This window comes from Pseudomonas sp. JH-2, from assembly GCF_036231725.1.
In the GTDB taxonomy this organism is placed as follows: domain Bacteria; phylum Pseudomonadota; class Gammaproteobacteria; order Pseudomonadales; family Pseudomonadaceae; genus Pseudomonas; species Pseudomonas delhiensis.
This window is the reverse complement of record NZ_JAZAQP010000001.1, coordinates 133,669-146,113: the sequence shown is the minus strand read 5'-3', so window position 1 is coordinate 146,113 and position 12,445 is coordinate 133,669. Positions and strand designations below refer to the sequence as shown.

8 protein-coding genes are annotated in these 12,445 nt (G+C 68.8%); all 8 read left to right on the top strand.

All coding sequences use genetic code 11. The annotated features are described in order from the left end of the window. The first annotated feature begins 51 nt into the window (after positions 1-51). The 8 genes from purH to urtD all read left to right on the top strand — a co-directional run bounded on the left by purH (position 52) and on the right by urtD (position 12,441). Positions 52-1,659 (top strand): bifunctional phosphoribosylaminoimidazolecarboxamide formyltransferase/IMP cyclohydrolase, encoded by a 1,608-nt coding sequence (gene purH / locus VV867_RS00605; RefSeq protein ID WP_109932481.1) that lies wholly within the window; start codon positions 52-54, stop codon positions 1,657-1,659. Between the two features lie 101 nt (positions 1,660-1,760). After that, positions 1,761-3,050, top strand: a complete 1,290-nt coding sequence (gene purD, locus VV867_RS00600; protein WP_328565364.1) for a phosphoribosylamine--glycine ligase — start codon at positions 1,761-1,763, stop codon at positions 3,048-3,050. 147 nt (positions 3,051-3,197) lie between these two features. After that, complete coding sequence (locus VV867_RS00595; RefSeq protein ID WP_328565363.1) at positions 3,198-6,002, top strand: hybrid sensor histidine kinase/response regulator; 2,805 nt, start codon at positions 3,198-3,200, stop codon at positions 6,000-6,002. 511 nt (positions 6,003-6,513) lie between these two features. Then, positions 6,514-7,110 carry a MarC family protein gene (locus tag VV867_RS00590; RefSeq protein ID WP_328565362.1) on the top strand — a complete coding sequence of 199 codons (597 nt, stop codon included), beginning with the start codon at positions 6,514-6,516 and terminating at the stop codon, positions 7,108-7,110. A 260-nt stretch (positions 7,111-7,370) separates the two neighbouring features. After that, positions 7,371-8,639 carry an urea ABC transporter substrate-binding protein gene (gene urtA / locus VV867_RS00585; protein WP_109933130.1) on the top strand — a complete coding sequence of 423 codons (1,269 nt, stop codon included), beginning with the start codon at positions 7,371-7,373 and terminating at the stop codon, positions 8,637-8,639. Positions 8,640-8,811: 172 nt separating this feature from the next. Next, on the top strand, positions 8,812-10,398 hold the full coding sequence (gene urtB, locus VV867_RS00580) for an urea ABC transporter permease subunit UrtB (RefSeq protein ID WP_328565361.1): 1,587 nt from the start codon (positions 8,812-8,814) through the stop codon (positions 10,396-10,398). Positions 10,399-10,519: 121 nt separating this feature from the next. Next, positions 10,520-11,599, top strand: a complete 1,080-nt coding sequence (gene urtC / locus VV867_RS00575) for an urea ABC transporter permease subunit UrtC (RefSeq protein ID WP_328565360.1) — start codon at positions 10,520-10,522, stop codon at positions 11,597-11,599. Beyond that, positions 11,596-12,441 carry an urea ABC transporter ATP-binding protein UrtD gene (gene urtD, locus VV867_RS00570; protein WP_109934712.1) on the top strand — a complete coding sequence of 282 codons (846 nt, stop codon included), beginning with the start codon at positions 11,596-11,598 and terminating at the stop codon, positions 12,439-12,441. The genes urtC and urtD overlap by 4 nt, the downstream gene beginning before the upstream one ends. The last annotated feature ends 4 nt before the right edge of the window (positions 12,442-12,445 follow it).

The window sequence follows — 12,445 nt, the reverse complement described above, 5'->3', positions numbered from 1 at the left end:
CGCCCGGACCTGAAGCCTGCAGCTTGCAGCCTGCAGCCCTAGGAACCTGTAATGACCGACCAAACCACCCGTCTGCCCATCCGCCGCGCGCTGATCAGCGTCTCCGACAAGACCGGCGTCGTCGATTTCGCCCGCGAGCTGGTCGCCCTCGGCGTGGAGATCCTCTCCACCGGCGGCACCTACAAGCTGCTCAAGGACAACGCCATCGCCGCCGTGGAAGTGGCCGACTACACCGGCTTCCCGGAAATGATGGACGGCCGCGTCAAGACCCTGCACCCGAAGGTGCACGGCGGCATCCTCGGCCGTCGCGACATCGACGGCGCGGTGATGGCCGAGCACGGCATCAAGCCGATCGACCTGGTGGCGGTCAACCTGTACCCCTTCGAGGCCACCGTGGCCAAGCCCGACTGCGACCTGCCGACCGCCATCGAGAACATCGACATCGGCGGCCCGACCATGGTCCGCAGCGCGGCGAAGAACCACAAGGACGTCGCCATCGTGGTCAACGCCGGTGACTACGCCGGCGTGGTCGAGGCCCTGAAGGCCGGCGGCCTGACCTACGCGCAGCGCTTCGACCTGGCCCTGAAGGCCTTCGAGCACACCGCCGCCTACGACGGCATGATCGCCAACTACCTGGGCACCATCGACCAGGCCCGCGACAGCCTCTCCACCGAGGGCCGCGGCGCCTTCCCGCGCACCTTCAACAGCCAGTTCATCAAGGCCCAGGAGATGCGCTACGGCGAGAACCCGCACCAGAGCGCGGCCTTCTACGTCGAGGCGAAGAAGGGCGAGGCCAGCGTTTCCACCGCCGTGCAGCTGCAGGGCAAGGAACTGTCGTTCAACAACGTGGCCGACACCGACGCCGCGCTGGAATGCGTGAAGAGCTTCGTCAAGCCGGCCTGCGTCATCGTCAAGCACGCCAACCCGTGCGGCGTGGCCGTGGTCCCCGAGGACGAGGGCGGCATCCGCAAGGCCTATGACCTGGCCTACGCCACCGACACCGAGTCGGCCTTCGGCGGCATCATCGCCTTCAACCGCGAGCTGGACGGCGACACCGCCCAGGCCATCGTCGAGCGCCAGTTCGTCGAAGTCATCATCGCCCCGAAAGTCTCCGCCGCCGCCCGCGCGGTGGTCGCTGCCAAGGCCAACGTGCGCCTGCTGGAATGCGGCGAGTGGCCGGCCGAGCGCGCCCCGGGCTGGGACTTCAAGCGCGTCAACGGCGGCCTGCTGGTGCAGAGCCGCGACATCGGCATGATCACCGAGGCCGACCTGAAGATCGTCACCCAGCGCGCGCCCAGCGAGCAGGAAATCCACGACCTGATCTTCGCCTGGAAAGTGGCCAAGTTCGTCAAGTCCAACGCCATCGTCTACGCCAAGCACCGCCAGACCGTGGGCGTGGGCGCAGGCCAGATGAGCCGCGTGAACTCCGCGCGCATCGCCGCGATCAAGGCCGAGCACGCCGGCCTGGAAGTCAAAGGCGCGGTCATGGCCTCGGACGCCTTCTTCCCGTTCCGCGACGGCATCGACAACGCGGCCAAGGCCGGCATCACCGCGGTGATCCAGCCGGGCGGCTCGATGCGTGACAACGAAGTCATCGCGGCGGCCGACGAAGCCGGAATCGCGATGGTCTTCACCGGCATGCGCCATTTCAGACACTGAAGCGAGCTACAAGCCGCAAGCCGCAAGCCGCAAGCCAGGGCGCCCCGCTCTGCTTGCGGCTTGTAGCTTGTAGCTTGCAGCTCTCTCCGAAGGAGAGATTGATGAATGTTTTGATCATCGGCAGCGGCGGCCGTGAACACGCCCTGGCCTGGAAGGTCGCCCAGGACCCGCGGGTGGAGAAGGTCTTCGTCGCGCCGGGCAATGCCGGTACCGCCACCGAGCCCAAGTGCGAGAACGTCGCCATCGACGTGCTGGCCCTGGAGCAGCTGGCCGACTTCGCCGCGAAGAACGTGCAGCTGACCATCGTCGGCCCCGAGGCGCCGCTGGTCAAAGGCGTGGTCGACCTGTTCCGCTCGCGCGGCCTGGACATCTTCGGCCCGACCGCCGGCGCGGCGCAGCTGGAAGGCTCCAAGGCCTTCACCAAGGACTTCCTGGCCCGCCACCGGATCCCCACCGCCGCCTACCAGAACTTCACCGAGGTCGAGCCGGCCCTGGCCTACCTGCGCGAGCAGGGTGCGCCCATCGTGATCAAGGCCGACGGCCTGGCCGCGGGCAAGGGCGTGATCGTCGCCATGACCCTGGCCGAGGCCGAGGAAGCCGTGCGCGACATGCTCGCCGGCAACGCCTTCGGCGACGCCGGTTCGCGCGTGGTGATCGAGGAGTTCCTCGACGGCGAGGAAGCCAGCTTCATCGTCATGGTCGACGGCAAGAACGTGCTGCCCATGGCCACCAGCCAGGACCACAAGCGCGTCGGCGACGGCGACAGCGGCCCCAACACCGGCGGCATGGGCGCCTACTCCCCGGCCCCGGTGGTCACCCCCGAGGTGCACCAGCGGGTGATGGACGAAGTGATCTACCCGACCGTGCGCGGCATGGCCGAGGAAGGCAACGTCTACACCGGCTTCCTCTACGCCGGGCTGATGATCGACAAGAGCGGCGCGCCCAAGGTCATCGAGTTCAACTGCCGCTTCGGCGACCCCGAGACGCAGCCGATCATGGTGCGCCTGGAAAGCTCCCTGGTCCTGCTGGTCGAGGCCGCCCTGGCCAAGGCGCTGGACAAGGTCGAAGCCACCTGGGACCCGCGCCCCACCGTGGGCGTGGTACTGGCCGCCGGCGGCTACCCGGGCGACTACGCCAAGGGTGACGTCATCGAAGGCCTGGCCGAAGCCGCCAAGCTCGACGGCAAGGTGTTCCACGCCGGCACCGCGCTGAAGGACGGCCAGGTGGTCACCGCCGGCGGCCGCGTGCTCTGCGCCACCGCCATCGGCCCGAGCGTGTCCTCGGCGCAGCAGCAGGCCTACCGCCTGGCGGAGCAAATCCGCTGGAACGGCTGCTTCTACCGCAAGGACATCGGCTACCGCGCCATTGCCCGCGAACGCGGCGAAGGCTGAGCGGCCGGCGGGCGCGGGGCCTGAGCTGCCTTTGCGCCCGCTTTTCCGACCTGCGGTCGGCAGGCGGCCATGCGCGGGCCCGGGTGGATTCCGGGCCCGTCGGCACTTGGCTATAATCCGGCCACTCTCCACCGAAGGGAATTCGCCGTGCGCCGGCTCTGGAACGCCACAGGACTCCTAGTCTGCCTGCTGCTGACCGCCCTGCTCGCAGGCCCCGGCCTCGCCCAGGCGCAGGATGTCGGCGGCTGGTCGCAGCTGCACGACGGCGAAGGCCGCCTGCAGTTGCAGGACGTCCTCTCCGCACGCCTGCGCCCGCTGTTCAGCCCCCTCGACATCGAAGACCTGCACGCCCCCGCCGGCCCCGGCGCCATCTGGCTGCACTACCGCCTGCCGGCCAGCGACGCGCCGCGCCAGCTGCGCCTGTTCTCGCCGAGCCTGGACAGCCTGCAGCTCTACCTGCTGCACGGCCCGCAGCTGCTGGAAGAACGCCAGGCCGGCAACCTCTACCCCGGCCAGCGCCCGCTGCTCAACAGCGACATCCTGCTGCCGCTGCGCAGCAGCCCGGAAGTCCTCGACCTCTACCTGCGCCTGAGCTCCAGCCAGAGCCTGCGCCCCACCATCAGCCTGGAAAGCGCCGAATACCCCGCCGGCCAGCAGCGCCCGCTGCAGTTCGGCATCCTGCTCGGCTGCCTGGGCATGCTGCTGCTATACAACCTGGTGCGCTTCGCCTACAACCGCGTGCGCAGCGGCCTGTGGCTGGCCGGCGTGCACGCCGGGCTGCTGCTGGCCTGCCTGACGCTGTTCGGCCTGCTCAGCCCCTGGTACGGCACGCACCAGACCTGGCAGCCGCTGACCGCCCAGCTGGCCCTGCTGCTGGTGCTGTCCTGCGCCCTGGGCTACACCGCCAGCTTCTTCCACGGCCAGCCGCCGCGCCGGCCGCTGGGCCGCCTGCTGGCGCTGGGCAGCCTCGGCCTGCTGGGCTTCGGCGCGCTGCTGCACCTGGCCTTGGAGATTCCCACCAGCGACCTGCTCTACGGCCTGGTGGCGATCACCAGCCTGGGCATGTTCCTCGTCGCCGCCTACTACATGCGCCACGGCTACCGCCCGGCCCGCCTGTTCGTCATCGCCATGGGCGTGTTCGTCAGCGCCTGGCTGCTGAGCCTGCCGGCGCTGCTCGGCTACGTGCCGACGCACAGCGACTGGCTGGGCAGCGGCCTGCTCGGGCTGACCGCGGCGGTGGGCTTCCTGCTCAGCCTGGCCCTGGCCGAGCGCCAGCGCCAGCTGCAGCAGGAAAGCTTCGACGCCAGCCGCAAGCGCGCCGCCAGCAGCGCCGAACTCAAGGCCAAGGGCGAGTTCCTGGCCAAGATCAGCCACGAGATCCGCACCCCCATGAACGGCGTGCTGGGCATGACCGAGCTGCTGCTCGGCACCCCGCTGTCGGCCAAGCAGCGCGACTACGTGCAGACCATCCACAGCGCCGGCAACGAGCTGCTGGCGCTGATCAACGAGATCCTCGACATCTCCAAGCTGGAGTCCGGGCAGATCGAGCTGGACGAGGTGCAGTTCGACCTCGGCGCGCTGATCGAGGACTGCCTGGCGATCTTCCGGGTGCGCGCCGAGCAGCAGAAGATCGAACTGATCAGCTTCACCCAGCCGCAGGTGCCGCGGGTCATCAGCGGCGACCCCACGCGCCTGCGCCAGGTGCTGCTGAGCCTGCTGGACAACGCCTTCAAGCAGACCGAGGAAGGCGAGATCCTCCTGGTGGTGGCCCTCGACGGCCCGCCGGGCAAGACGCGCCTGCGCATCGCCGTGCAGGACAGCGGCCGCCCGCTGGACCCGAACGACCGCCAGGCGCTGCTCACCGCCGAGCTGCACAGCCGCGACTTCCTCTCCGCCACCCGCCTGAGCAGCCGCCTGGGCCTGGTGATCGCGCGCCAGCTGATCCAGCTGATGTCCGGCCAGCTGGGCATCGAGAGCGGCCTGGACAGCGGCGGCGACAGCGGCAACACCCTGTGGCTGAGCCTGCCGCTGGACCAGCAGATGCTCGAACACCCCACCGCCGACCTCGACAGCCCGCTGCAGGGCGCGCGCCTGCTGGTGGTGGACGACAACCAGACCTGCCGCAAGGTGGTGGTGCAGCAGTGCAGCGCCTGGGGCATGAACGTCAGCGCGGTCGCGTCCGGCAAGGAGGCCCTGGCCCTGCTGCGCACCAAGGCGCACCTGCGCGAGTACTTCGACGTGGTCCTGCTGGACCAGGACATGCCCGGCATGACCGGCATGCAGCTGGCGACCAAGATCCAGGAAGACCCCAACCTCAACCACGACATCCTGCTGATCATGCTCACCGGCATCAGCAACGCGCCGAGCAAGATCATCGCCCGCAACGCCGGGATCAAGCGCATCCTGGCCAAGCCGGTGGCCGGCTACACGCTCAAGGCCACCCTCGCCGACGAACTGGCCCAGCGCGGCCCCAGCGGCGTGACCAACTACCTGCCGGCGGCCACCGAACCCGCGCCGCTGAGCCCGCCCAGCGACTTCCGCGTGCTGGTGGCCGAGGACAACAGCATCTCCACCAAGGTCATCCGCGGCATGCTCGGCAAGCTCGACCTGCACCCGGACACCGCCAGCAACGGCGAGGAAGCCCTGGCCGCGATGAAGGCCACCCAGTACGACCTGGTGCTGATGGACTGCGAGATGCCGGTGCTCGACGGCTTCTCCGCCACCGAGCGCCTGCGCGCCTGGGAAGCCAGCGAACACCGCCCGCACACCCCGGTGGTGGCGCTCACCGCGCACATCCTCAGCGAACACAAGGAACGCGCCCGCCTGGTAGGCATGGACGGGCACATGGCCAAGCCGGTGGAACTGTCGCAACTGCGCGAGCTGGTGGCCTACTGGGTAGCCGAACGCGAACGCCGCCTGCGCCAGCAGAGCGACGCGGCACTACCGTCCTGACACCGGAATACCCCGTAGGGCGCATAACGCCTACGGCGTTATCCGCCATCGACCGCCCGCGCCCGGCCCATCGGCGGATAACCGCGAACGGTTATTCGCCCTACGGTTCCGTAGCATCACCCGACGCCAATCGCGGACAGAGTCCGCTCCTACAGCTCCAGGAACGCACGTCGTAGGGGCAACTGTCTTGCAGGCCGTGCCGAGGTTGCTCTTCGTAGGAGCGAGCTTGCTCGCGAACAGGCTCCGCTGCGGGGCTTATTCGCGAGCAAGCTCGCTCCTACGAGAAGCAGTGCCCGCCGGCAGGGTAGGAGCGGGCCCTGCCCGCGATTCGCGCGCAGGGCGCGCTCCTACAGGGGAATGGCATGGCTCGGGCAGCGTAGGACTTCGTCCGCGATTGGCCGCCCCCGAGCACCACCCGCCCCGGACGATTGCCACCGCGCAATGACCGCCCCCGCCGCGCCCGCTATGCTTCAGCCCCAAACAGAGGCCTCTCAGCCGGACGAGATTCCCCATGCATGTGCTGTTCAGCGTGTACCTGAAGATGCTGGTGCTCTACAGCCCCTTCTTCGTGCTTTCCTGCTTCATCAGCCTGAGCCGCGGCTTCGCCCCGCGCGACCGCAAGCGCATGGCCTGGCGCGTGGCCCTGGCGGCGCTGGTCGCCAGCGTGCTGCTGTACCTGTTCGGGCGCTACATCTTCACCCTCTTCGGCATCACCGCCGACGCCTTCCGCATCGGCGCCGGCAGCGTGCTGTTCATCTCCGCGCTGGGCATGGCCCAGGGCCGCTCGGCGGTGCAGAGCGACAACGTGCAGCAGGACGTCACCATCGTCCCGCTGACCATCCCCATCACCGTCGGCCCCGGCACCATCGGCGCGCTGCTGGTGATGGGCGTCGGCCAGCACTGGGAGGACAAACTGCTGGCGCTGCTGGCGATCTTCCTCGCCTGCCTCACCCTCGGCGCCACCCTCTACCTGTCCGACCGCATCGAACGGATGCTCGGCGAGCAGGGCCTGCAGATCGTCAGCCGGCTGATGGGCCTGTTCGTCTGCGCCCTGGCCGCGCAGATCATCATGACCGGGGTGCGCGGCTACTTCCTCCCCGCCGGCTGAGCGCGGCGCGCCCCATTTGGGGGCGATTCGCCCACGAAGCCCGCCGGCGCACCAAGATAGCGCCCCGGAAACCCTGACCGAAGCGGCAAAAAATCCCGCGCAAGCCTTCTGCCACAGGGCTTTGCGCTGTTTGGCACGGATGCTGCGATAGCCCTCCCGACCCGCAGGGGTCCCCTACCCACTTCGGGAGGCTGCACAGGCGACGGCCCAGAATCCGCGCGGCACCCTCCCCGGTCCAGGAAGCCAAGGAGGCTGCCGCGATGAAACGTCGTCCCCTGTTGAAAAGCACCCTGGCGGTGAGCGCGCTGCTGCTCACCGGCCTGTTCCCCTTCAGCTCCCAGGCCGCCGAGACCATCAAGGTCGGCATCCTGCATTCGCTGTCCGGCACCATGGCCATCTCCGAGACCTCGCTCAAGGACATGGCGCTGATGACCATCGACGAAATCAACGCCAAGGGCGGGGTGAACGGCAAGAAGCTGGAGCCGGTGGTGGTCGACCCGGCGTCGAACTGGCCGCTGTTCGCCGAGAAGGCCCGCCAGTTGCTGACCCAGGACAAGGTCGCGGTGGTCTTCGGCTGCTGGACCAGCGTGTCGCGCAAATCCGTGCTGCCGGTGTTCGAGGAACTCAACGGCCTGCTGTTCTACCCGGTGCAGTACGAGGGCGAGGAAATGTCGCCCAACGTCTTCTACACCGGCGCCGCGCCGAACCAGCAGGCCATCCCGGCGGTGGAATACCTGATGAGCGAGGACGGCGGCGCCGCCAAGCGCTTCTTCCTGCTGGGCACCGACTACGTCTACCCGCGCACCACCAACAAGATCCTGCGCGCCTTCCTGCACAGCAAGGGCGTGGCCGACAAGGACATCCAGGAGGTCTACACGCCCTTCGGCCACAGCGACTACCAGACCATAGTCGCCGACATCAAGAAGTTCTCCGCCGGCGGCAAGACCGCGGTGATCTCCACCGTCAACGGCGACTCCAACGTGCCCTTCTACAAGGAACTGGCCAACCAGGGCCTGGAAGCCACCGAGGTGCCGGTGGTGGCCTTCTCGGTGGGCGAGGAAGAGCTGCGCGGCATCGACACCAAGCCGCTGGTGGGCAACCTGGCCGCGTGGAACTACTTCGAGTCGGTGAAGAACCCGCAGAACGAGAAGTTCGTCGCCGACTGGAAGGCCTACGCCAAGGCGAAGAACCTGCCGAACTACGCCACCGCCGTGACCAACGACCCGATGGAGGCCACCTACGTCGGCATCCACATGTGGGCCCAGGCGGTGGAGAAGGCCGGCAGCACCGACGTCGACAAGGTCCGCGAGGCCATGGGCGGGCAGACCTTCAAGGCGCCCTCGGGCTTCACCCTGACCATGGACAAGACCAACCACCACCTGCACAAGCCGGTGATGATCGGCGAGATCCAGGACGACGGGCAGTTCAACGTGGTCTGGAAGACCCCCGAGCCGATCCGCGCCCAGCCGTGGAGCCCGTTCATCCCGGGCAACGACAAGAAGCCGGACTACGCGGTGAAGAGCAACTGAGCCGGCGCTCGCCAGAGCCCCTCTCTCCAGGAGAGGGGACGCCACGCCAACCTCACGCGCGACAGTGAGCTCCATGCTCCCGGTCGCGTGCCGTACGGCCCCCTCTCCCTTCAGGGAGAGGGCTGGGGAGAGGGTGCTCTAGCCCAAGCGCCAGCCTCTCAGGAACCACACCATGCCCACTGCCCTATACCGCCTGCTCCAGACCTGCGCCCTCGCGCTGGCCACCCTCCTCGCCCTGCCCGCCCTCGCCGGCCCCGCGCAGGACTTCGCCGCCGCCGACAATGCCGGCCGCGCCTCCCTGCTCGAAAGCTGGGCCGCCGCCCCCGAGGCCGAGCGCCTGCCGCTGCTCGAGACCATCCAGGCCGGCCGCTTCGCCGTCGACGCGCAGAACCACGCCTTCCTCCTCGGCGACGACAAGCAGTACCGCCCCGCCGAAGGCGACGCCGCCCCCGCCGGCGAGCCCGACAAGCTGCGCCTGAACAACCGCCTGCGCGGCCTGCTGAATACCGCGCTAGCCAGCCACCAACTGGTGGCGAAGGACCCGACGCTGCGCCTGGAAGCCGCGCGCCAGCTGCAGAAGACCGCCAAGCCCGCGCAACGCGACCTGCTCGCCCAGCGCAGCGAAGCCGAGACCGACGACAAGGTGAAGGCCGCCCTGCAGCTGGCCCTGGCCAACCTGCAACTGGCCGACGCCGACCCGCAGGTGCGCCTCTCCGCCGTGCGCCTGCTCGGCGAATCCGGCGACCCGCTGGCGCTGACGCGCCTGCAGAACCTGCTCGAGCCGGCCGTGGAAGCCGACGAGCAGGTGCGCACCGCCGCCGCCACCAGCCTGGCCCAGGTCAAGCGCCGGCTGCTGGTCGGCGACCTGCTCGGCCAGGCTTTCAGCGGCCTGTCCCTGGGCTCCATCCTGCTGCTGGCGGCCCTGGGCCTGGCCATCACCTACGGCCTGCTGGGCGTCATCAACATGGCCCACGGCGAGATGCTGATGCTCGGCGCCTACTCCACCTACGTGGTGCAGTCGCTGCTGCAGCGCTTCGCCCCCGGCCTGCTGGAGTACTACCCGCTGCTGGCGCTGCCGGTGGCCTTCGGCGTCACCGCGGCCATCGGCATGGCCCTGGAGCGCACGGTGATTCGCCACCTCTACGGCCGCCCACTGGAAACCCTGCTGGCCACCTGGGGCATCAGCCTGGTGCTGATCCAGCTGGTGCGCGTGCTGTTCGGCGCGCAGAACGTCGAGGTGGCCAACCCGGCCTGGCTGTCCGGCGGCATCCAGGTGCTGCCGAACCTGGTGCTGCCGTGGAACCGCATCGTCATCATCGGCTTCGCCCTGTTCGTGCTGGCGCTCACCTGGCTGCTGCTCAACCGCACGCGGCTGGGCCTGAACGTCCGCGCGGTGACGCAGAACCGCAACATGGCGGCCTGCTGCGGCGTGCCCACCGGGCGCGTGGACATGCTCGCCTTCGGCCTCGGCTCGGGCATCGCCGGGCTCGGCGGGGTGGCCCTGTCGCAGGTCGGCAACGTCGGCCCGGACCTGGGCCAGAGCTACATCATCGACTCCTTCCTGGTGGTGGTGCTGGGCGGCGTCGGCCAGCTCGCCGGCAGCGTCTGCGCGGCCTTCGGCCTGGGCGTGGCGAACAAGATCCTCGAACCGCAGATCGGCGCGGTGCTGGGCAAGATCCTGATCCTGGCGCTGATCATCCTGTTCATCCAGAAACGACCGCAGGGGCTCTTCGCTCTGAAAGGGAGGGTCATCGATTGAACCAGCTTCCAACCCTCGCTACGGCCGCTTTTCGTAGGAGCGAGCTTGCTCGCGAACAGCCCCCGCAGCGAATCCGTTCGCGAGCAAGCTCGCTCCTACAGGAAGCCGTGGAGGCTCGTCCATGAACCAGCCACTCACCGTGACGGCCGCGCAGAAGGCCGGCCCGCGAGTCACCGCCGGCATCGTCGGCGCCGCGCTCATCGCGCTGCTGATCCTGCCGCTGCTGCACCTGCTGCCCGAGGACAATGCCCTGCACCTGTCGGCCTACGGCCTGACGCTGACCGGCAAGATTCTCTGCTACGCCATAGTCGCCCTGGCCCTGGACCTGGTCTGGGGCTACGCCGGGCTGTTGTCCCTGGGCCACGGCCTGTTCTTCGCCCTGGGCGGCTACGCCATGGGCATGTACCTGATGCGCGAAGCCGCAGGCGACGGTCTGCCGGCGTTCATGACCTTCCTCTCCTGGAGCGAGCTGCCCTGGTACTGGGCCGGCACCCAGCACTTCCTCTGGGCCCTGTGCCTGGTGGTGCTGGCGCCGGGGCTGCTGGCCTTCGTATTCGGCTTCTTCGCCTTCCGCTCGCGGATCAAGGGCGTGTACTTCTCGATCATGACCCAGGCCCTGACCTTCGCCGGCATGCTGCTGTTCTTCCGCAACGAGACCGGCTTCGGCGGCAACAACGGCTTCACCAACTTCCGCAGCATCCTCGGCTTCCCGATCACCGCGCCGGGCACCCGCGCCGCGCTGTTCCTGGCCATCGTCCTGCTGCTGGCGGCGAGCCTGGCGCTGGGCTTCGCCCTGGCGCGGAGCAAGTTCGGCCGGGTGCTCACCGCGCTGCGCGACGCCGAGAACCGCCTGATGTTCTGCGGCTACGACCCGCGCGGCTACAAGCTGTTCGTCTGGACGCTGAGCGCGGTGATCTGCGGCCTGGCCGGCGCCCTGTTCGTGCCGCTGGTGGGCATCATCAACCCCAGCGAGATGTCGCCGACCAACTCCATCGAGGCCGCGGTGTGGGTGGCCCTGGGCGGGCGCGGCACGCTCATCGGCCCGCTGCTCGGCGCCGGCGTGGTGAACGGCGCCAAGAGCTGGTTCACCGTGGCCTTCCCGGAGTACTGGCTGTTCTTCCTCGGCGCCCTGTTCATCGTCGTCACCCTGTACCTGCCCCGGGGTATCCTGGGCCTGATCAAGCGGGAGAAAGCGCAATGAGAGCCGTGCCCCACCTGATGCTGGAACCGGCCTTCGACCCCAGCGGCACCAGCCGCGACGCCGTCGGCCTGGGCGCCAGCGCGCGCGAAGGCCTGGACGTGCGCCACGGCACCATCCTCACCCTGGAAGACATCAACGTCAGCTTCGACGGCTTCCGCGCCCTGCGCGACCTGACCCTGTACATCGGCGTCGGCGAGCTGCGCTGCATCATCGGCCCCAACGGCGCGGGCAAGACCACGCTGATGGACGTGATCACCGGCAAGACCCGCCCCGACAGTGGAAAGGCCTACTTCGGCGAAACCTACGACCTGCAGCGCATGAGCGAGGTGGAGATCGCCCAGGCCGGCATCGGCCGCAAGTTCCAGAAGCCCACGGTGTTCGAGGCGCTCTCGGTGTTCGAGAACCTGGAGCTGGCGCAGAAGGCCGACAAGTCGGTGTGGGCCAGCCTGCGGGCGAAGCTGTCCGGCGAGCAGAAGGACCGCATCGAGGAAGTGCTGGCCACCATCCGCCTCGGCGAGTCGCGGCGGCGCCCGGCGGGGCTGCTGTCCCACGGCCAGAAGCAGTTCCTGGAGATCGGCATGCTGCTGGTGCAGGAACCGCAACTGCTGCTGCTCGACGAACCGGTGGCGGGCATGACCGACGCCGAGACCGAGTTCACCGCCGAACTCTTCAGGTCCCTCGCCGGCCAGCACTCGCTGATGGTGGTGGAGCACGACATGGGCTTCGTCGGCAGCATCGCCGACCACGTCAGCGTGCTGCACCAGGGCCACGTGCTGGCCGAGGGTTCGCTGGAAGAAGTGCAGGCCAACGAACAGGTGATCGAAGTCTATCTGGGGCGCTGACGCG

Excerpts from the sequence above, each read along its gene's own strand:
- purH (WP_109932481.1), top strand. The coding sequence starts at position 52 with ATGACCGACCAAACCACCCGTCTGCCCATCCGCCGCGCGCTGATCAGC.
- purD (WP_328565364.1), top strand. The coding sequence starts at position 1,761 with ATGAATGTTTTGATCATCGGCAGCGGCGGCCGTGAACACGCCCTGGCC.
- VV867_RS00590 (WP_328565362.1), top strand. The coding sequence starts at position 6,514 with ATGCATGTGCTGTTCAGCGTGTACCTGAAGATGCTGGTGCTCTACAGC.
- urtA (WP_109933130.1), top strand. The coding sequence starts at position 7,371 with ATGAAACGTCGTCCCCTGTTGAAAAGCACCCTGGCGGTGAGCGCGCTG.
- urtB (WP_328565361.1), top strand. The coding sequence starts at position 8,812 with ATGCCCACTGCCCTATACCGCCTGCTCCAGACCTGCGCCCTCGCGCTG.
- urtC (WP_328565360.1), top strand. The coding sequence starts at position 10,520 with ATGAACCAGCCACTCACCGTGACGGCCGCGCAGAAGGCCGGCCCGCGA.
- urtD (WP_109934712.1), top strand. The coding sequence starts at position 11,596 with ATGAGAGCCGTGCCCCACCTGATGCTGGAACCGGCCTTCGACCCCAGC.